At 57.9% G+C, this 19,441-nt stretch carries 23 protein-coding genes; 16 read left to right on the top strand and 7 right to left on the bottom strand.

Going from position 1 to position 19,441, the window contains the following annotated elements:
• Window positions 1-77 precede the first annotated feature (77 nt).
• The 8 genes from garD to IAE48_RS14935 all read left to right on the top strand — a co-directional run bounded on the left by garD (window position 78) and on the right by IAE48_RS14935 (window position 8,134).
• Complete coding sequence (garD, locus tag IAE48_RS14970; RefSeq protein ID WP_200134843.1) at window positions 78-1,649, top strand: galactarate dehydratase; 1,572 nt, start codon at window positions 78-80, stop codon at window positions 1,647-1,649.
• A gap of 188 nt (window positions 1,650-1,837) precedes the next feature.
• Window positions 1,838-2,692: a tagatose bisphosphate family class II aldolase gene (locus IAE48_RS14965; RefSeq protein WP_200134842.1), complete on the top strand. Its 855-nt coding sequence runs from the start codon at window positions 1,838-1,840 to the stop codon at window positions 2,690-2,692.
• A gap of 26 nt (window positions 2,693-2,718) precedes the next feature.
• Window positions 2,719-3,993, top strand: coding sequence for a tagatose-bisphosphate aldolase subunit GatZ (gene gatZ, locus IAE48_RS14960; RefSeq protein WP_200134841.1), 1,275 nt, complete (start codon window positions 2,719-2,721; stop codon window positions 3,991-3,993).
• A gap of 11 nt (window positions 3,994-4,004) precedes the next feature.
• Window positions 4,005-4,469: a PTS galactitol transporter subunit IIA gene (gatA, locus tag IAE48_RS14955; RefSeq protein ID WP_200134840.1), complete on the top strand. Its 465-nt coding sequence runs from the start codon at window positions 4,005-4,007 to the stop codon at window positions 4,467-4,469.
• Window positions 4,470-4,499: 30 nt separating this feature from the next.
• A complete protein-coding gene (gene gatB / locus IAE48_RS14950; RefSeq protein WP_023481001.1) occupies window positions 4,500-4,784 on the top strand; it encodes a PTS galactitol transporter subunit IIB in 285 nt (94 codons plus the stop codon).
• Window positions 4,785-4,788: 4 nt separating this feature from the next.
• Window positions 4,789-6,162, top strand: coding sequence for a galactitol-specific PTS transporter subunit IIC (locus IAE48_RS14945; RefSeq protein WP_094422205.1), 1,374 nt, complete (start codon window positions 4,789-4,791; stop codon window positions 6,160-6,162).
• A gap of 44 nt (window positions 6,163-6,206) precedes the next feature.
• Window positions 6,207-7,250 (top strand): galactitol-1-phosphate 5-dehydrogenase, encoded by a 1,044-nt coding sequence (gatD, locus tag IAE48_RS14940; protein ID WP_200134839.1) that lies wholly within the window; start codon window positions 6,207-6,209, stop codon window positions 7,248-7,250.
• Between the two features lie 110 nt (window positions 7,251-7,360).
• The gene (locus tag IAE48_RS14935; RefSeq protein WP_128482050.1) at window positions 7,361-8,134 is read left to right on the top strand and encodes a DeoR/GlpR family DNA-binding transcription regulator; all 774 of its coding nucleotides are present in this window, start codon (window positions 7,361-7,363) and stop codon (window positions 8,132-8,134) included.
• 137 nt (window positions 8,135-8,271) lie between these two features.
• Here IAE48_RS14935 and IAE48_RS24250 read toward each other — a convergent pair whose 3' ends face one another.
• On the bottom strand, window positions 8,272-8,403 hold the full coding sequence (locus tag IAE48_RS24250) for a hypothetical protein (protein ID WP_255563227.1): 132 nt from the start codon (window positions 8,401-8,403) through the stop codon (window positions 8,272-8,274).
• Window positions 8,404-8,408: 5 nt separating this feature from the next.
• Window positions 8,409-9,269 carry a 16S rRNA (cytidine(1402)-2'-O)-methyltransferase gene (rsmI, locus tag IAE48_RS14930; RefSeq protein ID WP_023480862.1) on the bottom strand — a complete coding sequence of 287 codons (861 nt, stop codon included), beginning with the start codon at window positions 9,267-9,269 and terminating at the stop codon, window positions 8,409-8,411.
• Window positions 9,270-9,331: 62 nt separating this feature from the next.
• Between rsmI and IAE48_RS14925 the strand changes: the two genes are divergently transcribed.
• From IAE48_RS14925 to dolP, 4 genes are read left to right on the top strand one after another with little or no spacing between them, the layout of a single operon-like run.
• A complete protein-coding gene (locus tag IAE48_RS14925) occupies window positions 9,332-11,491 on the top strand; it encodes a penicillin-binding protein activator (protein ID WP_200134838.1) in 2,160 nt (719 codons plus the stop codon).
• The gene (locus IAE48_RS14920; protein ID WP_023480805.1) at window positions 11,449-11,844 is read left to right on the top strand and encodes a YraN family protein; all 396 of its coding nucleotides are present in this window, start codon (window positions 11,449-11,451) and stop codon (window positions 11,842-11,844) included. The genes IAE48_RS14925 and IAE48_RS14920 overlap by 43 nt, the downstream gene beginning before the upstream one ends.
• Window positions 11,845-11,866: 22 nt before the next feature.
• The gene (diaA, locus tag IAE48_RS14915) at window positions 11,867-12,457 is read left to right on the top strand and encodes a DnaA initiator-associating protein DiaA (RefSeq protein ID WP_023481027.1); all 591 of its coding nucleotides are present in this window, start codon (window positions 11,867-11,869) and stop codon (window positions 12,455-12,457) included.
• A gap of 9 nt (window positions 12,458-12,466) precedes the next feature.
• Entirely contained in the window at window positions 12,467-13,042 is a 576-nt protein-coding gene (gene dolP / locus IAE48_RS14910; RefSeq protein WP_023480922.1) for a division/outer membrane stress-associated lipid-binding lipoprotein, read from the top strand.
• A gap of 46 nt (window positions 13,043-13,088) precedes the next feature.
• Here the strand turns inward: dolP and IAE48_RS14905 are convergent, their stop codons facing one another.
• Both IAE48_RS14905 and IAE48_RS14900 read right to left on the bottom strand, forming a co-directional pair.
• Entirely contained in the window at window positions 13,089-14,126 is a 1,038-nt protein-coding gene (locus tag IAE48_RS14905) for a permease (RefSeq protein WP_200134837.1), read from the bottom strand.
• 54 nt (window positions 14,127-14,180) lie between these two features.
• Window positions 14,181-14,834, bottom strand: a complete 654-nt coding sequence (locus tag IAE48_RS14900) for an NAD(P)H-binding protein (RefSeq protein ID WP_200134836.1) — start codon at window positions 14,832-14,834, stop codon at window positions 14,181-14,183.
• A 119-nt stretch (window positions 14,835-14,953) separates the two neighbouring features.
• Between IAE48_RS14900 and IAE48_RS14895 the strand changes: the two genes are divergently transcribed.
• On the top strand, window positions 14,954-15,472 hold the full coding sequence (locus IAE48_RS14895; protein WP_200134835.1) for a type 1 glutamine amidotransferase domain-containing protein: 519 nt from the start codon (window positions 14,954-14,956) through the stop codon (window positions 15,470-15,472).
• On the opposite strand, the gene IAE48_RS14890 is transcribed toward IAE48_RS14895, so the two are convergent.
• Window positions 15,458-15,895 carry a YhbP family protein gene (locus IAE48_RS14890; RefSeq protein WP_200134834.1) on the bottom strand — a complete coding sequence of 146 codons (438 nt, stop codon included), beginning with the start codon at window positions 15,893-15,895 and terminating at the stop codon, window positions 15,458-15,460. The two genes, IAE48_RS14895 and IAE48_RS14890, sit on opposite strands and share 15 nt — an antisense overlap.
• A 14-nt stretch (window positions 15,896-15,909) precedes the next feature.
• Here IAE48_RS14890 and IAE48_RS14885 point away from each other — a divergent pair, with 14 nt between their 5' ends.
• Window positions 15,910-16,251, top strand: coding sequence for a GIY-YIG nuclease family protein (locus IAE48_RS14885; RefSeq protein WP_076769244.1), 342 nt, complete (start codon window positions 15,910-15,912; stop codon window positions 16,249-16,251).
• Here the strand turns inward: IAE48_RS14885 and IAE48_RS14880 are convergent.
• Both IAE48_RS14880 and IAE48_RS14875 read right to left on the bottom strand, forming a co-directional pair.
• On the bottom strand, window positions 16,238-16,741 hold the full coding sequence (locus IAE48_RS14880) for a GNAT family N-acetyltransferase (protein ID WP_200134833.1): 504 nt from the start codon (window positions 16,739-16,741) through the stop codon (window positions 16,238-16,240). The genes IAE48_RS14885 and IAE48_RS14880 overlap by 14 nt on opposite strands.
• A complete protein-coding gene (locus tag IAE48_RS14875) occupies window positions 16,735-17,259 on the bottom strand; it encodes an SCP2 domain-containing protein (protein ID WP_023480822.1) in 525 nt (174 codons plus the stop codon). The genes IAE48_RS14880 and IAE48_RS14875 overlap by 7 nt, the downstream gene beginning before the upstream one ends.
• A 240-nt stretch (window positions 17,260-17,499) precedes the next feature.
• On the opposite strand from IAE48_RS14875, the gene IAE48_RS14870 reads away from it, so the two are divergent.
• Together IAE48_RS14870 and IAE48_RS14865 are read left to right on the top strand one after the other, a co-directional pair.
• The gene (locus IAE48_RS14870; RefSeq protein WP_094422227.1) at window positions 17,500-18,495 is read left to right on the top strand and encodes a peptidase U32 family protein; all 996 of its coding nucleotides are present in this window, start codon (window positions 17,500-17,502) and stop codon (window positions 18,493-18,495) included.
• A gap of 7 nt (window positions 18,496-18,502) precedes the next feature.
• Window positions 18,503-19,381, top strand: a complete 879-nt coding sequence (locus IAE48_RS14865; protein ID WP_200134832.1) for a U32 family peptidase — start codon at window positions 18,503-18,505, stop codon at window positions 19,379-19,381.
• Window positions 19,382-19,441 lie beyond the last annotated feature (60 nt).

The following is a 19,441-nucleotide window of genomic DNA, read 5'->3' as shown; positions in this document are numbered from 1 at the left end:
ATATTAATTACAGAGTAAAGAAATGGTTTCTCTATTGTGAGTAATGCAGCGTACAGTGAGCGGGAGATAATTTAATAATGTCCGACATTGAAATAAGAGAGCAAGTGCCTGGCGCGTTTTATATTAAGGTTCACGACACCGATAATGTCGCGATTATCGTTAACGACAACGGCTTAAAAGCCGGTACCCGCTTCCCGGATGGTCTGGAGTTGATTGAGCATATTCCGCAGGGGCACAAAGTTGCGCTGGTCGATATTCCTCATCACGGCGAGATCGTGCGCTATGGCGAAGTGATCGGCTACGCCGTGCGCCCGATCCCGCGCGGCAGCTGGATCGATGAATCCCTCGTTGAGCTGCCTACGGCCCCTCCGCTCAACACCCTGCCGCTGGCGACTAAAGTGCCCGAACCCTTGCCGCCACTGGAGGGGTACACCTTCGAAGGCTACCGTAACGCGGATGGCAGCGTCGGCACGAAAAACCTGCTCGGCTTAACCACCAGCGTGCACTGCGTGGCCGGGGTGGTCGATTATGTGGTGAAGCTGATCGAACGCGATCTGCTGCCAAAATACCCCAATGTCGACGGCGTGGTCGGCCTTAATCACCTTTACGGCTGCGGCGTGGCGATTAACGCCCCGGCGGCGGTGATCCCAATTCGCACTATCCACAACATCTCCCTTAACCCGAACTTCGGCGGCGAAGTGATGGTGATTGGCCTCGGCTGTGAAAAATTACAGCCGGAACGGCTGCTACAGGGAACGGATGATGTGCAGGCAATCCCGGCTGACGGTGCCAGCATTGTGCGTTTGCAGGATGAGCATCATGTGGGCTTCCGCTCAATGGTGGATGACATTCTGCAGGTCGCCGAGTGGCATCTGATCAAACTCAACCAGCGTAAACGCGAAACCTGCCCGGCTTCGGAACTGGTGGTTGGCATGCAGTGCGGCGGCAGCGACGCCTTCTCCGGCGTGACCGCTAACCCGGCGGTGGGCTTTGCTTCCGACCTGCTGATCCGCTGCGGCGGCACGGTGATGTTCTCGGAAGTAACGGAAGTGCGCGACGCTATCCACCTGCTCACCCCGCGCGCGATTAACGAAGAGGTGGGCAAACGCCTGCTGGAAGAGATGGCCTGGTACGATAACTATCTCGATCTTGGCAAAACCGACCGCAGCGCTAACCCGTCGCCCGGCAACAAAAAAGGCGGGCTGGCTAACGTGGTGGAAAAAGCACTGGGCTCGATTGCCAAATCAGGCAAGAGCGCGATCTCCGAGGTGCTCTCCCCCGGCCAGCGCCCGACTAAACGCGGCCTGATCTACGCCGCCACACCGGCCAGCGATTTCGTGTGCGGCACCCAGCAGGTTGCCTCCGGCATTACCGTGCAGGTCTTTACCACCGGTCGCGGCACGCCCTATGGGCTGATAGCGGTACCGGTGATCAAAATGGCGACCCGTACCGAGCTGGCAAACCGCTGGTATGACTTAATGGATATTAATGCGGGCACTATTGCCACCGGCGAAGAGAGCATTGAAGAGGTGGGCTGGAAGCTGTTCCACTTTATTCTCGATGTCGCCAGCGGGCGCAAAAAAACCTTTTCCGATCAATGGGGACTGCACAACCAGCTGGCAGTGTTTAACCCGGCACCGGTGACCTGATCCCCGTAAGAAGATGTATAAACCTCACCCTTAGCATGGCTCCGGCCATGCTTTTTTTTGCCCCTCTTCCTTTCATTCTCTTTCCCTCCCTTTCGAAAGTTTCGCTTTTACGATTCAAATCACAAAAAAGCATTACGAAAGACTATATCTTCTTTCGAAGAAAATAAACGAAAGGGTTCGGAGGCAGGATGTTTATCATTTCAACAAAAACCATGCTCACTAAGGCGCAGCGCGAGAGCTACGCGGTGCCTGCCTTTAATATCCACAACCTTGAAACGCTTCAGGTTGTCGTTGAGACCGCCGCCGAGTTGCGCTCACCGCTGATTGTAGCGGGTACACCAGGGACCTTTAGCTACGCCGGGATCGGCAATATTGTTGCCATTGCCGCCGATCTGGCAAAAACCTACAACCAACCGCTGGCGATCCACCTCGATCACCATGAAGCGCTTGCCGATATTGAGCGCAAAGTACACGCCGGGGTGCGCTCGGTGATGATCGACGGCTCGCACCTCCCCTACGCGGAAAATATGGCAGTGGTAAAAACCGTTACCGACTTCTGCCATCGCTATGACGTTAGCGTTGAGGCGGAGTTGGGGCGTCTTGGCGGCCAGGAGGACGATCTGATCGTCGACGCCAAAGACACGCGTTTTACCAATCCGCAGCAGGCGCAGGATTTTATCGAAAAGACGGGTATCGACTCGCTTGCGGTGGCGATCGGTACCGCACACGGCCTCTACAGTGAGGAGCCAAAGCTCGATTTCGACAGGCTGGCAGAGATTCGCCAGGCCGTCGAGGTTCCGCTGGTGTTACACGGCGCTTCCGGCCTGCCTGCGGCCGATATTCGCCGCGCTATCGGCCTCGGCGTCTGCAAGGTCAACGTCGCCACCGAACTCAAAATCGCCTTTTCCGACGCGCTTAAGGCGTACCTGCTCTCGCACCCGAATGCCAGCGATCCGCGCCACTACATGGTTCCGGCCAAAGCCGCCATGAAAGAGGTGGTACGCAAAGTCATCCACGATTGCGGCTGTGAAGGGAAGCTGTAAGCCCACCCATTTAACCGGAGAATCACGTGAAAGAGATTATTGCCCGCCATAAAGCGGGAGAGCACCTTGGCATCTGTTCCGTCTGCTCGGCCCATCCGTTGGTGATTGAAGCCGCGCTGCGCTTCGATTTGCATACCGACAACAGCGTGCTGATCGAAGCGACATCCAACCAGGTTAACCAGTTTGGCGGCTATACCGGCATGCAGCCGGCCGATTTCCGCGACTTTGTCTATGCCATTGCCCGCGAGGTCGGCTTCCCGCTGGAGCGGCTGATCCTCGGCGGCGATCATCTCGGGCCCAACTGCTGGCAGAACGAACATGCCGACGCGGCGATGGAGAAAGCGATCGCGCTGATCGAAGCTTACGTTGCCGCCGGGTTTAGCAAGATCCACCTCGATGCCTCCATGTCCTGCGCGGACGATCCCGTTCCGCTGGATCCGCAGGTGGTGGCAGAGCGCGCCGCGCGCCTGTGTCTGGCTGCGGAGCAGACGGCAAGCGAGGTGCAGAAACAGGCGCTGACCTATGTCATCGGCACGGAAGTACCGGTGCCGGGCGGCGAGGCCAGCAGCATCAGCACGGTGCACGTTACCCATGTGGAGGATGCCGCGCGCACGCTGGAAACTCACCGTGTCGCCTTCGAGGCGCTGGGGCTTGAAGCGGCGATGAAGCGGGTTATCGCCATTGTGGTTCAGCCCGGCGTGGAGTTCGATCATACGCAGGTTATTCATTACCAGCCTCAGGCTGCCGAAGCGCTTTCCGGCTGGATCCGTCAGACGCCGATGGTCTATGAAGCCCACTCGACGGATTATCAGTCCCGCCACGCCTATCGCGCGCTGGTACGCGATCATTTCGCCATCCTGAAAGTTGGCCCGGCGCTGACCTTTGCCCTGCGCGAAGCGATTTTCGCCCTCGCGCAGATGGAGAACGAGCTGATTGCTCCGGAGAGTCGTAGCCGGGTGCTGGAGGTGATTGACGAAGTGATGCTCAACGAGCCGGACTACTGGAAGAAGTATTACCACCCCACCTGGAGCCAGGCGATGGTCGATATCCACTTCAGCCTCTCTGATCGCATCCGCTACTACTGGCCCCACCCGCGCATCCGCCAGGCGGTGGAAAAATTGCTCGCGAATCTCGACACCGTCAGGCTGCCGCTGGGGCTGATTAGCCAGTTTATGCCTCTACAACTGGAACGTGCGTCGCTAAACGAGATAGTCACAACGCCACGCAGCCTGATTATTGACAAAATACAGGACGTATTGCGTGCCTATCGCTACGGATGCGCCCCTGAAACTGCCTGTTAAGCGGAGTGTGTATGAGCCAACTGTTTGTCCGAACCGGAGTGGATTTTGCCTCGCGCCAGCAACTGCTGGCACACATTGGCGAGGAGATGCTGGCAAAAGGCGTCGTCCATGCAAGCTACCCCGCCGCGCTGCTGGCGCGCGAGGAAAACTACCCAACCGGCATCGCGCTGGAGCGTCATGGGATCGCCATTCCCCACTGCGAGGCGAGCCACGCCCTCTCCCCGGCGCTCTATCTGATTCGTCCGCGCACACCGGTTTATTTTCAACAGGCTGATGATGATGGCGACATTGCCGCATCGCTGATTATTGCCCTGATTGTGGAAAACCCGGCGGCGCAGCTGACGCTACTGAGAAAACTGTTTAGTGAGCTACAAAACCCGAACACGCTGGACGCGCTGCTGAACGCTGCGGATGACGATCTGGCGAGATGTTTTCGGGAGACGATCCTGGAGCCTGAAACGTGCGGACAGGCTTAATAACATACTGATAATAAAAAGGAGTACCCTATGAAACGTAAAGTGATTGTCGCCTGCGGCGGTGCGGTCGCCACCTCCACGATGGCGGCAGAAGAGATCAAAGAGCTGTGCGATACGCACCACATCGAACTCGATCTTGTGCAGTGTCGGGTAAATGAGATCGAAACCTATATGGACGGCGCGGATCTCATCTGCACTACCGCAAAAGTGGATCGCGCCTTCGGCGATATTCCTGTTGTGCACGGTATGCCCTTCGTTTCGGGAGTAGGCATCGAGGCGCTACAGCAAAAAATCCTGACCATTCTCGTGGGGTAACGCTATTTTTAGCGAAATAATGCGTTATATCCTCGACTTAGGTCCTACCGTTATGCTGCCGGTGGTGATCATTATTTTCTCGAAGCTGCTGGGGATGAAACTCGGCGACTGCTTTAAATCGGGTCTGCATATTGGCATCGGCTTTGTCGGCATTGGCCTGGTGATCGGTCTGATGCTCGACTCCATCGGTCCGGCGGCGAAAGCCATGGCGGAGCATTTCCAGATCAACCTCCAGGTCATTGATGTTGGCTGGCCGGGATCGTCACCGATGACATGGGCATCGCAAATTGCGCTGGTTGCCATCCCTGTCGCTATCGCCGTGAATATCATCATGCTGGTAACGCGCATGACGCGCGTGGTCAACGTGGATATCTGGAATATCTGGCACATGACCTTTACCGGCGCAATGCTGCATCTCGCTACCGGCTCTTACTGGATTGGCATCCTCGGCGTGGCGGCGCACGCGGCGTTTGTCTATAAACTGGGCGACTGGTTTGCCAAAGATACGCGTGACTTCTTTGGCCTCGAAGGCATCGCCATTCCTCATGGCACCTCTGCCTGGCTGGGGCCGGTTGCCGTACTGGTGGACACCCTCATTGAGAAAATCCCGGGGCTCAGGCGTATTCATTTCAGCGCCGACGATATTCAGAAACGCTTTGGGCCATTTGGTGAACCGGTCACCGTCGGTTTTGTGATGGGGATTGTGATTGGGCTGCTGGCCGGTTATGACCTGAAAGGTGTACTGCAACTGGCAGTCAAAACTGCGGCCGTTATGCTGCTAATGCCGCGGGTAATCAAACCGATTATGGATGGCCTGACGCCAATCGCGAAGCAGGCGCGTAAACGTCTGCAGGCAAAGTTCGGCACCCAGGAGTTTTTGATCGGCCTCGATCCGGCGCTGCTGCTGGGCCATACCTCGGTGGTCTCCGCCAGCCTGATCTTTATCCCCCTGAGCATTCTGATTGCGGTGCTGGTGCCGGGTAACCAGGTGCTGCCATTCGGTGACCTGGCAACCATTGGTTTCTTTGTGGCGATGGCGGTGGCGGTGCATCAGGGCAACCTGTTCCGCACGCTGATCTCCGGGGTGATTATTATGAGCATGACCCTGTGGATCGCTACGCAAACCATCGGCCTGCATACGCAGCTGGCCGCCAACGCGGGCGCGCTAAAAGCGGGCGGGATGGTGGCCTCGATGGACCAGGGCGGTTCCCCGGTCACCTGGCTGCTCATTCAACTCTTTACCTGGCAAAATCTGGTCGGTTTCGTGGTTATCGCCGCGATTTACCTGACCGGTGTCCTGCTTACCTGGCGCAGAGCGCGCCACTTTAAAGCGGCAGAGAAAGCGGCAGCCACGCCGGAAAGCCAGCCCGCATCGTGATTGTTGGGGAGCGTTCGCTCCCCTGTTACATCCTGGAGAGTGTTATGAAATCAGTGGTTATTCATGCTGAGGGCAACGTCTGCGTTGAAGATCGCCCTGAACCCCAGTTACAGCATGCGGATGAGGTGAAGGTGAGAGTAGTCAGCTCCGGCCTGTGCGGCTCGGATATTCCGCGCATCTTCGCTAACGGCGCGCATTTCTACCCCATTACCCTTGGACATGAGTTCAGCGGTTATGTCGAAGCCTGCGGCCCGGCGGTCACCGATCTGCACACTGGCGACGCCGTAGCCTGCGTGCCGTTGCTGCCCTGCTTTGACTGTCCTGCCTGCCACCGGGAGTACTACTCGCTGTGCAAACGCTACCAGTTTATCGGCTCGCGCTGTGACGGCGGCAATGCCGAATACATTGTGGTTAAGCGGCCCAACCTGGTTCGCTTACCTGCGGATCTGCCCATTGAAGATGGGGCGTTTATTGAACCGATAACCGTTGGCCTGCACGCGTTTCAACTCGCTGGCGGCTGTAAAGATAAAAACGTGGTGATCGTCGGGGCTGGCACTATCGGGCTGTTGGCAATGCAGTGCGCACGAGCCTTAGGGGCGAAAAGCGTCACCGCCATTGATATCAACCCTGACAAATTAGCGCTGGCCACTGCACTTGGTGCCACCCGCACCTTTAACAGCCGCGAGCAGAGCGCGGCTGACATCCTCACCGGGCTGGAAGCAGAGAGCTTCGATCAGCTTGTGCTGGAAACGGCTGGCACACCACAAACGGTCTCGCTGGCTATCGAGATTGCCGGGCCGCGTGCGCAGGTGGCGCTGGTAGGGACGCTGCATGACGAACTCACGCTTACTGCTACGGTATTTGGGCTGATTTTGCGTAAAGAGCTGACGCTTATCGGCAGCTGGATGAACTACTCCGGCCCCTGGCCTGGGGAGGAGTGGCATACCGCGGCGCGTTTGCTTGCGGAAAAACGTCTCGCCCTTGAGCCGCTGATCGCCCATCGCGGTGGCCCCGAAAGCTACGCGCGCGCGGTACAGGCGCTGAATGGCAAACCGATGCAGGGAAAAATATTGCTGCGCCTTGATTAAGCGACAGAGCCAGCAACCTGCGCTGGCTCACATTTCCTTTCGAAAGTTAACGTTCACGTTTCACAAACCTTCGATTACACTACGGGGAGTTAATTCGCAGGCAAATCAACATGAACTCATTTGAACGAAGGAACAAGATCGTCGATCTGGTTAATGCGCAGGGAAGTGTGCTGGTCATTGACCTCTCGAATAGCTTTGGGATTTCAGAAGTGACTATCCGCGCCGATCTCCGTCTGCTGGAAGAGAAAGGCCTGGTAACGCGCTTTCACGGCGGCGCAGCGAAACCGGGCAGCTATATGCTCGACAGCGAAAATCAGGAAGTGGTGCTGGAAGATCGCTACAAACTGGCGAGCGATCCGAAGAAGCGTATCGCTCAGGCAGCAGCGGCGATGATCGATGAGGGGATGACGATTATCCTCGACAGCGGCAGCACCACCATGCTGATTGCCGAAGCGCTGGCGAAAAAAAGCAATATCACCGTTATTACCAATAACCTCCCCGCCGCGTTTGCCCTGTCGGAAAACAAGGACATCACACTGGTAGTGTGTGGCGGCACCTTGCGGCATAAAACCCATTCGATGCACGGCACGATTGCAGAGCGATCGCTACAGGGTATCAGCGCCGATATCATGTTTGTCGGTGCAGATGGCATCGATCCGACCCATGGCATCACCACCTTTAATGAAGGCTACTCCATCAGCAGCGTCATGGCAGCGGCGGCGCATAAGGTTGTGGCAGTGGTGGATGCCAGCAAATTTAACCGCCGCGGCTTTAATCAGGTGCTGCCGATGGAGAAGATCGACTGCGTGATCACCGACGAAGGGATTGGTGAGAAAGAGAAAGCGGCACTGAGAAAACTGGGTAAGGATCTTCGGGTGGTTTAATGCCCTGCTGCCTTGGTTAGCGGGCCGCTGCCATTTTACCTGCCAGTGGCCCCTTTATTCGCACCGACACGCAGCAGCTTTCCCTTTTGCTGTATCGATTGCAGGTAGCGCTCCGCCTCGTTAAAGGAGGATATTTGTTACGACATCTCTTCCGACAGGTTATCCGACAAGGTAAATGACGAATTAAGCCCCTCTATCAACTCCGCGATCTCAACGACCTGGTTGAGGATCGCGGCGGTGATGGTAAAGGGAGGCACATAGCGGCTCATCGGTGTTACCCCTGGTTATCCAGCGCGTATTTATAGAGGGCGTTTTTCTTTACGCCGTGGATTTCTGCGGCCAGCGCGGCGGCTTTTTTCAGCGGCAGTTCGGCTTGCAACAGTGCCAGCGTGCGCAGCGCATCGGCGGGCAACGCGTCCTCCTGCGCTTTATGGCCTTCGACAATCAGCACCATCTCGCCTTTACGGCGGTTCTCATCCTCTTTCACCCACGCCAGCAGCTCGCCAACCGGCGCGCCCTGAATGCTCTCCCAGGTTTTGGTCAGCTCACGCGCCAGCACCACATAACGGGAGGGGCCCCAAACTGCGACCATATCTTCGAGGCTCTCCAGCAGGCGATGGGTCGATTCGTAGAAGATCAGCGTGCGCGGCTCGGCCTCAATCGCTTTAAGCGCGTCGCGGCGACCTTTTGATTTCGCCGGGAGAAAGCCTTCGTAACAGAAGCGATCGGAGGGCAACCCTGCCGCACTGAGGGCGGCAATCGCCGCGCAGGGGCCGGGCAGCGGCACAACGCGAATGCCGGCTTCGCGGCAGGTACGCACCAGGTGATAGCCGGGATCGTTAATCAGCGGCGTACCCGCATCCGAGACGAGGGCAATGTTCTGCCCCTCTTTCAGCTTCGCCACCAGCATTTGCGCTTTTTGCTGCTCGTTATGGTCGTGAAGGGCAAACATCCGCGCGTTGATGGCGAAATGTTGCAGCAGTAAACCGGTGTGGCGGGTATCCTCAGCGGCAATTAAATCAACGTCTTGCAACACGGTTAACGCGCGTTGGGTAATATCAGCCAAATTCCCGATGGGAGTAGGTACAATGTAAAGCTGACCTTGAGAATTCTCCGCCGATTCGTGTTGTTTCATTGTTTCATCCGTATTGCCGATTTAATATTGAGCACTGCGTAAAAAATATCACTGGATACAGTATGCTACCGTCAAAATTTCTTCGTTCGAAAGCCACGCGCTGCCTGCCTGTGGTGCTGGCCGCCCTGCTGTTCGCGGGCTGCGGCACACAGTCAACAGACCAGAGCACCTCGCATATGGAGGGCTCAGCGCAGGCTGATTCTGCCTACTACCTGCATCAGATGCAGCAAAGCACAGATGATAGCAAGACCAACTGGCAATTACTCGCCATTCGTGCACTGCTCAAAGAGGGCAAAACCCAGCACGCCAACGAGCTGTTTGGTCAGCTGCCGCAGGATCTGAACGATACGCAGCGTAAAGAGTACGCGCTGCTCGCCGCCGAAATGAAGCTGGCGCAGCGTGATGTAGCCGGTGCGCAGGCGCTGCTTGATAAGATCGATCCCGCTGAGCTTGAGAAGAACCAGCAGGCGCGTTACTGGCAGATCGCCATTGCCGCCGCGCAGGGTAAACCCTCCCTGACGCTGCTGCGCGCCCTTATCGCCCGCCAGCCGCTGCTGACGACGCCGGAAGAGCAGCAGAAAAATATTGATGCTACATGGCAGGCGCTCTCCTCCATGACCCAGGATCAGGCGAGAACGCTGGTGATCAACGCCGATGAAGTGACCCTACAGGGCTGGCTCGATCTGCAGCGTATGTGGTTCGACAACCGCAACGATGCCAAAATGCTCAAAGCTGGCATCAGCGACTGGCAGACCCGCTACCCGCAGAACCCGGCGGCGAAAATGCTGCCGACTCAGCTCTCCAATCTGCAAAATTTCAAACCGGCATCGACCAGTAAAATCGCCCTGCTGCTGCCGTTAAACGGCCAGGCGGCGGTGTTTGGTCGCGCTATTCAGCAGGGTTTTGAAGCGGCGAAAAACGGCGCTTCCCCGGTCTCCGGCCCGGCGGTTCCGCAGCAGGTGGCGCAGGCCGCCACCTCTGACGTGGTCAGCCCTTCGCAGGCGAATGTTGCCGACCTGACCAGTGGCGAGGCACAGCCGAACGTTGCTGCACCGAATGCCCAGCCGGTACAGGCACCGGATAGCGCGGCGCAAAGCGCCCCTGCCGATGAAACGCAGCCTGCGGAAAATGCACAGCAGCCAGCCGCCAATAACCAGCAGCCTGCTGAAAGCGCGCAGCAAACACCTGCGGCGACGCCACCACAAACCACAACCTCTCAGCCCGTTGCCGTTACCGCACAATCTAACGCCGGCGCGGAGCTGAAAATCTACGACACCAGCGCGCAGCCGATGGATCAGATCCTCAACCAGGTGCAGCAGGATGGCGCAAGCATCGTCGTTGGCCCGCTGTTGAAAAACCACGTTGAAGAGCTGATGCGCAGCCATACCACGCTCAATGTGCTGGCGCTTAACCAGCCGGAGCAGGTTGAGAACCGCCCGAACATCTGCTACTTCGCCCTGTCGCCGGAAGATGAAGCCCGAGACGCGGCGCGCCATATTCACGATCAGGGGCGTCAGGCACCGCTGCTGCTGATCCCGCGCAGTGCGCTGGGCGATCGCGTCAGCACCGCGTTTGCTGACGAGTGGCAGAAAATCGGCGGCGGCGTTGTGCTGGCGCAGAAATTTGGTTCCACCGCCGAGCTGCGTATGGGGCTGAATGGCCGCTCCGGCATCTCAATGACCGGCAGTCCGGTCTCCGCCAGCCTGCCGCAGCAGCAGGGCGTGACCATTGGCGGCCTCAATATTCCGGCACCGCCGAGCGATGCGCAGATTAGCGGCGGCGGCAAAGTTGATGCGGTCTACATTCTGGCGACGCAGGATGAAATTGCGCTGATCAAACCGATGATCACCCTGCGCACCGGCAGCCAGAGCGGTGTGATGCTCTATGCCAGCTCGCGCAGCGCGCAGGGCGGCGCAGGGCCGGACTTCCGCCTTGAGATGGAAGGGCTGCAATACAATGAGATCCCGATGCTCGCAGGCGCGAATCCTTCCCTGATGCAGCAAGCATTGCGCAGTGTGAATAACGACTACTCGCTGGCGCGTCTCTATGCGATGGGCGCGGATGCCTGGTCGCTGGCGAATAACTTCTCGCAAATGCGTCAGGTGCCGGGCTTTGAGCTGAACGGCAACACCGGCGATCTCACCGCCACCCAGGATTGCGTGATCAACAGGAAGTTGTCATGGCTCAAATACCAGCAGGGGCAGATCGTCCCGGCAAACTAACCCGCAAACAGAGCGGCGACGCCTGGGAGATGGAGGCGCGCCGTTTTCTGCAGAGCAAGGGATTGCGTTTTATCGCCGCCAACGTGCGCGAGCGCGGCGGCGAAATCGACCTGATTATGCGCCACGGTAGCACCACCGTCTTCGTCGAGGTGCGCTACCGCGCCTCGGCGCGTTTTGGCGGCGCGGCAAGCAGCGTAACCCTCGCCAAGCAGCGCAAACTGCTGCATACCGCCCATTTGTGGCTTGCCCGGCACAATGGGAGTTTTGATACTGTGGATTGCCGGTTTGATGTGGTAGCCTTCACCGGAAATGACGTTGAGTGGCTACAGAACGCCTTTGGCGGCCACGCATAATTGCTCAATCATAGGGATTACCGTGCTCGAACGAATTAAAGTCTGCTTTACGGAAAGCATTCAAACTCAAATTGCAGCTGCGGAAGCGCTGCCCGATGCGATTTCCCGCGCAGCCATGACAATGGTGCACTCCCTGCTCAACGGCAACAAAATCCTCTGTTGTGGCAACGGCACCTCCGCCGCCAACGCACAGCATTTTGCTGCCAGCATGATCAACCGTTTTGAAACAGAGCGCCCCAGTTTACCTGCCATTGCACTTAATACCGATAATGTGGTCTTAACCGCGATAGCGAATGACCGTCTGCATGACGAGATTTATGCCAAGCAGGTGCGCGCCCTGGGCCATAACGGCGACATTTTGCTGGCGATCTCCACCCGGGGTAACAGCCGCGATATCGTAAAAGCCGTGGAAGCGGCCGTGACGCGTGATATGTCGATCATCGCGCTGACCGGTTATGACGGCGGCGAGCTGGCTGGCCTGCTGGGCCCGCAGGATGTGGAAATTCGTATTCCTTCTCACCGCAGCGCGCGCATCCAGGAGATGCACATGCTGACGGTGAATTGCTTGTGCGATTTGATTGATAACACGCTTTTTCCTCACCAGGATGATTAAGGAGTACACATGAAGGCATTTACGCCCCTCGCAGTCCTTATTTCCGCACTGCTGCTACAGGGTTGCGTTGGCGCAGTGGTGGTCGGGTCTGCCGCCGTTGGCACCAAAGCCGCGACGGATCCCCGCACCGTTGGCACCCAGGTGGATGACGGCACCCTGGAGCTGCGCGTCAACAGCGCACTGTCGAAAGATCAGCAGCTGAAGAAAGAGGCGCGTGTTAACGTCACCGCCTATCAGGGGAAAGTGCTGTTGACCGGCCAGGCGCCGAACACCGAACTCTCTTCACGGGCGAAACAGATTGCCATCGGCGTGGAAGGCGCAACGGAAGTCTTTAACGAGATCCGTCCGGGCCAGCCGATTGGTCTGGGAACGGCTTCGTCCGATACCTGGATAACCACCAAAGTGCGCTCGCAGCTGCTCGGCAGCGATCAGGTGAAATCCTCTAACGTGAAAGTCACCACCGAGAACGGCGAAGTGTTCCTGATGGGTCTGGTGACCGCGCGTGAAGGCCAGGCCGCGGCGGATATCGCCAGCCGGGTCAGCGGCGTCAAGCACGTCACCACCGCCTTTACCCTGCTTAAATAATGAAAAAGCCCGGTATCAACCGGGCTTTTTTCTTTCACTTCACGCGTTACACCAGCGCGATAAAGCCGGTCAACATTCCGCACACCGCCACCAGCGCGGCGGTCAACCACAGGGCTTTTGCCGGGAAGGATTTGCGCAGCATCACCAGCGACGGCAGGCTTACCGCCGGCAGCGTAATCAGCAGCGCCAGCGCAGGCGCCATGCCCATTCCCGCCAGCATCATGGTCTGCACAATCGGGATCTCGGCCGCCGTTGGAATGACAAACAGACAGCCGGCAATCGCCATCGCCACCACCCATAGTACCGTGTTATCCACCGCGCCATCGGCATGGGGGAAGAGCCAGACGCGCGCTGCGCCAAGTACCAGCACGGCGAGAATATAGACCGGGATAGTGCTCCAGAAGAGCTGCCACAGCGCCCGGCCCCAGCGTGACATAAAGCTGCCCTGCGGCTCCGGCAGCGTGATATCCACGGCTTCCGCCTGCTGCGGGCTCTCTTTAACCACGGTCTGCACGATCATGGCAACGCCAAGCACCGTCACCAGCCCTGCCACCAGGCGAATGGCGGCGAAGTGCCAGCCGAGGACAAAGCCCATAAACACCAGCGTGGCCGGGTTAAGCAGCGGGTTACCCATCCAGAAGGCGAGCGCACCGCCCATTGAAACACGCTGGCGACGCATACCGGCCGCGACGGGTGCCGCACAGCAGGAGCACATCATGCCCGGCAAAGAGAAGAGCGTGCCGAGCAGCGTGCCGCGAAAGCGCTGCTGACCAAGCGTGCGCAGCAGCCAGTCGCGCGGGATCAGCACCTGAATCAGCGAACCGAGCAGTACGCCAAGCACGGCGGCTTTCCAGACGGCGAGGAAATAGACCATGGCGTAATCCAGCGCCGCCTTAAACGGGCTGGCATCAGCCTGGGAGAGAATCGATTTACCAATGCTGTGCGTCTCGGCGGCGGTGAAGGCTTTGCCGTAATAAGGCTGCCATTTCACGAACCAGAGACCAACAATAACAACAAGAAAGAACAGCGCGGGTTTCCACCATTGGATCGGTGTCGCCGCCTGAGGTGAAGACTGACCAGCCATAACATGCCCCGGGGATAGTGTAGTTTTTAGCCCCGGCATAGTACGCCTGAATTGCTATTTTGCAAACGGGCTCTGCGCTGCCATCGCCCGCAGCTGGGCCGATTCGATAATCTCAACGCCGCGATTGTCACCAGAATGCGCCGCAGCCAGCAGCGCGCGGGCGACATCCTGCGCGGAGATCGACTTCCAGTTACCCGGCAGCAGACGAAAAAGCGGTGCCAGCAGCGATTCGTTAGCGCGCTTCTTCTCACGTTCGCCGAGCAGCATCGACGGACGCGCCAGCGTCAACGATGGCCACTGTTGAGCAATAAGCGCCGCTTCCATCTCCCCTTTCACCCGGTTATAGAAAAAGGGCGAATGCGCATTAGCGCCCATCGAGCTCACCACCAGCAGTTGCCTGGCACCCAGCCGCTGACCAGTTAACGCCGTGTCCACCACCAGCGTGTAATCGGCCAGCACAAACGCCTCTTTACTGCCCGCTTCGCGCCGCGTGGTGCCGAGGCAGCAGAAGACCGTATCAACCGGTTCGGTGACCTGCGCCAGCGCATCGCTGAGCTGCGGGTCGTGCGGGTTTATGACGCCTTCGGCACTTTGCAGTGGGCGACGCGTGGGCGCATAGATGGCGTTGACGCCCGATTGCGCCATCAGCAACCGCAGCAGCTGCCCGCCCACTAAACCGGTCGCGCCGGTGATTAATACTCGCTCCATCCCTTCTCCTTTACAGACGAATCTGCCTTGCAATGTCAGCCTCGTGAACCAGGCTTACGGTTACTGGTGAGTTACAGTATGGATAACTCCCTTTCTGAAGCCAAAACAACGGAGGAAGTATGAGCAAGAAAATAGCGGTCTTGATCACCGACGAGTTTGAAGATTCAGAATTCACCTCTCCGGCAGAAGCGTATCGCAAGGCCGGACATGAGGTTGTGACGATTGAGAAAGAGGCCGGAAAAACCGTCACCGGCAAACAGGGCGAGGCAAAAGTTAAGATCGATAAAGCCATTGATGAGGTGAGCCCGGATGAATTTGACGCCCTGCTGTTACCAGGCGGACACTCCCCTGACTCCCTGCGCGGCGACGATCGCTTTGTCACCTTTACCCGCCAGTTTGTTGACTCCGGTAAACCGGTATTCGCCATCTGCCACGGCCCGCAGTTGCTGATCAGCGCTGATGTTATTCGCGGCCGCAAGCTGACGGCGGTGAAACCGATTGTGATTGATGTGAAAAACGCGGGTGCGGAGTTCTTCGACCAGGAAGTGGTAATCGATAAAGATCAGCTGGTCACCAGCCGTACGCCTGATGACTTACCGGCATTTAACCGCGAAGCGCTGCGTCTACTCGGTGCCTGAGTCGCGTAACCAGTGAAACTTTTTGCCAAACCCCAGCGTGTTGTCGGTGAATTTGATTTCGCTAAGGCGAATCTCCCACATCGGGGCTGACAGCGCGCGGGCTATCGGAAAGCGTCGGTTATAGCGTTCGCGCAGCACCGCGCTTTCCGCCTCTTCCAGCCGTTTTATCTCACCGGAAAACTGTACGCCGCGAATCAACGCGACGCTTTTCGGCTGCCCGTTAACCGTACCGGCAACCTTAGCCTGTATACCTGTCATCTGTGAATGGCGCGTTTTATCCTCGCTCAGCACATAGAAGGCGACGGCCTGCGGATCGTAAATATAAAACGCATTGGCGCACCAGAGTTCACCCTCTTTTGCCACGCACCAGGTCACGACATGCTGCTTTGCCAGCCAGCGGTTAATCGCCGCAAGGGACTCCATTTTTTCTCCTTCTCATGCTATTTTTCGCCCACCTTAACACAGCGAAGATTGCCATGACGCCCTGGTTTCTCTATCTCATCCGTACGCGCGACAACCTGCTCTACACCGGTATTACCACCGATGTCGCGCGGCGTTTTACGCAGCATCAAACGGGAAAGGGAGCAAAAGCGTTGCGCGGTAAGGGCGCGCTGGAACTGGTCTTTTCGGCGCAGGTTGGTGAGCGTTCGCTGGCGCTACGCCTTGAGTACCGCATTAAGCAGTTGACCAAGCACCAGAAAGAGCGCCTCGTTGCCGGAGAGGGCATCTTCGAGGCGCTGCGGGAAACACTGCTGACGTCAGCGGTTAAAAGCGATTGAAGTGATCGCTGTACTCCACCAGACCACTGACGCCATTGAAGGCGTCGTCAGCCAGGCGATGGACGAGGAATGCGGCGTCGCTTTGCGACCAGGCGCAGCGTAAATCGTACTGCGAGGCGCGCTCAAAGCCTAAACGCTGGTAGAAATCCGCATCACCCAGCGTTACCGCAGCGGCGTAGCCAAATTCATTGAGGGAATCCAGCCCTTCATAGACGAGCTGGCGGGCGATGCCCTGACCACGGTAAGCCTCGTCTACCGCCAGCGGCGCGAGCGCGACCCACTGTAACTCCTCTCCTGCGACAGCGACCGGGCTAAATGCCACATAGCCGACCACCTGCCCTTCATCGTCCGTGGCAACGCATCCCAGCGTGATCAGCCCGTCTTCGCGCAGATCGTGCACCAGAGAGGCTTCAGCTTCGCCGCTAAAACTGCGGCGCAGCAGGGCATCGATACCGGGTGCATCAATGGGAATTTCAACTCTAATCAGCATGGCTCACCTACAGAAGGTTGTGTCGTTGCAGGCGGCGCTTTCAGGCCAGCCTCAACAAAATCCGCCAGCTGCAACAGCATCACCCGCAGGGGTTTTGGCATCTGCTCCAGCTCAATGGCGTCCATCAGGTTTTTAACATACAGCCCCAGTTCCGTGTCCCCTTCAATAAGCAGGCGACGCTGGAAGAAAAGCGTATCCGGATCCTGTTTTCGCGCGGCAATCATCAGTAAATCGCTGGCATCGGCGCTAAAGCTGACATCCGCGTCGGCAGACTCACGTACGATCATCTGCCCATCCTCAACAGAGGTATACCACGTCAGGCCAATATCACGTACCTGAATACTTAACCAGCGCCCTTCGAGAAACTCAAGCTCACCCTCCGCCAGCGCCTGTTGGAATTGCCAGCGCAGCACCTGCTCAAGTACCTGACGTTTAAGCACAAACGGCGTCAGCTTCACCGGAAAAGCAAGCAGTGACGGGCCAAGATGAACAAGCTGTGAGCGCAATTTTTCCAACACGACGATGACTCCCTGAAGTGATAATGCGGGCTATTTTGCCACAATCAGCCGTGTGCATAGCGGCGCACATCAACAATTACGGAATAAATGGGCAACGATTATTGCCGTCATCAATACGCATTTAACTGCCTCAAATCAAAAATTGTCGCTGACAGGTTAACTAGAATCCCAGTTCATTAACAATTCAGTGACCCTTCGGGGTACGCCCGGGCCACTGCGCCCCTGATTGCAGGAAAGACTATGGAGTTGCTCTGCCCTGCCGGGAACCTACCGGCACTGAAAGCGGCCATCGAAAACGGTGCCGATGCGGTGTATATCGGCCTGAAAGATGACACGAACGCCCGCCATTTTGCCGGACTCAACTTTACCGAGAAGAAGCTGCAGGAAGCGGTCAGTTTCGTCCACCAGCACCGCCGCAAGCTGCATATTGCTATCAACACCTTTGCGCACCCGGATGGCTATCAGCGCTGGGAGCGCGCGGTGGATATGGCGGCGCAGATTGGTGCCGATGCGCTGATCCTGGCCGATCTCGCCATGCTGGAGTATGCCGCCGCGCGTTATCCGCACATCGAGCGTCACGTCTCCGTGCAGGCCTCGGCGACCAACGAAGAGGCAATCCGCTTCTATCACCGTCACTTTGATGTCGCCCGCGTGGTGCTGCCGCGCGTACTCTCCATTCATCAGGTCAAACAGCTTGCTCGTGTGACGCCGGTGCCGCTGGAAGTGTTTGCCTTCGGCAGCCTCTGCATCATGGCCGAGGGGCGCTGTTACCTCTCCTCTTACCTGACCGGCGAGTCGCCGAATACCGTCGGTGCCTGCTCTCCGGCGCGCTTTGTGCGCTGGCAGCAGACGCCGCAGGGGCTGGAATCACGCCTCAACGATGTGCTGATCGATCGCTATCAGGAGGGGGAAAATGCCGGTTACCCGACGCTGTGCAAAGGGCGCTATCGGGTGGATGGCGAGCGCTACCACGCGCTGGAGGAGCCGACCAGCCTCAATACGCTTGAGCTGCTGCCGGATCTGCTGGCAGCGAATATCGCTTCGGTGAAGATTGAGGGACGCCAGCGCAGCCCGGCGTATGTCAGCCAGGTGGCTAAAGTGTGGCGACAGGCGATCGATCGCTGCATCGCCTCCCCGCAGGATTTTGTGCCGCAGCCGGCGTGGATGGAGACACTCGGTGCCATGTCAGAAGGCACCCAGACCACCCTCGGCGCGTATCACCGTAAATGGCAGTAGGTAAACCATGAAATATTCATTAGGGCCGGTGCTTTACTACTGGTCAAAAGAGACGCTTGAGGAGTTTTATCAGCAGGCGGCAAACAGCCGCGCTGATGTGGTCTATCTCGGCGAAGCGGTGTGCAGCAAACGCCGCGCCACCAAAGTGGGTGACTGGCTGGCGATGGCGAAAGCGCTGGCCGACAGCGGCAAACAGGTGGTGATTTCAACGCTCGCGCTGGTGCAGGCCTCATCGGAGCTCAACGAACTGAAGCGCTATGTTGATAACGGCGAGTTTCTGCTGGAGGCGAGCGATCTCGGGGTCGTGAATCTGTGCGCCGAGCGCAAGCTGCCGTTTGTCGCCGGGCATGCCCTCAACTGCTATAACGCCGTTACCCTGCGTTTACTGCTTAAACAGGGGATGGTGCGCTGGTGCATGCCGGTGGAGCTCTCCCGCGACTGGCTGGTAAACCTGCTCGAGCAGTGTGAAACGCTCGGTATTCGCCAGCAGTTCGAAGTCGAAGTGTTGAGCTACGGCCATCTGCCTCTCGCCTACTCTGCCCGCTGCTTTACCGCGCGCTCGGAGAATCGGCCAAAGGATGAGTGCGAAACCTGCTGCATTAAATACCCGACCGGGCGCAGCATGCGTTCCCAGGAGGATCAGCAGGTTTTCGTGCTCAACGGCATTCAGACCATGAGCGGTTATGTCTACAACCTCGGTAATGAGCTGACCTCGATGCAGGGGCTGGTCGATGTGGTACGGCTCTCGCCGATGGGGAGTGAAACCTTTACCATGCTGGAGGCGTTTAAAGCGAATGAAACCGGCAGCGCGCCGCTGCCGCTGGCGTCGAACAGCGACTGCAATGGCTACTGGCGCAGGCTGCCGGGACTGATGCTCGAGGCGTAAAAGGCTCACTTTGTTAACAGCAATCGTCGCCCGTTCATGCAGTATGAAAGTTGCAGCTTT

The sequence above is a fragment of the Kosakonia sp. S57 genome (assembly GCF_016516575.1).
Classification (GTDB): Bacteria; Pseudomonadota; Gammaproteobacteria; order Enterobacterales; family Enterobacteriaceae; genus Kosakonia; species Kosakonia cowanii.
Note: the sequence above shows the minus strand (reverse complement) of the source record. Positions and strands in the feature narration are given on the sequence as shown.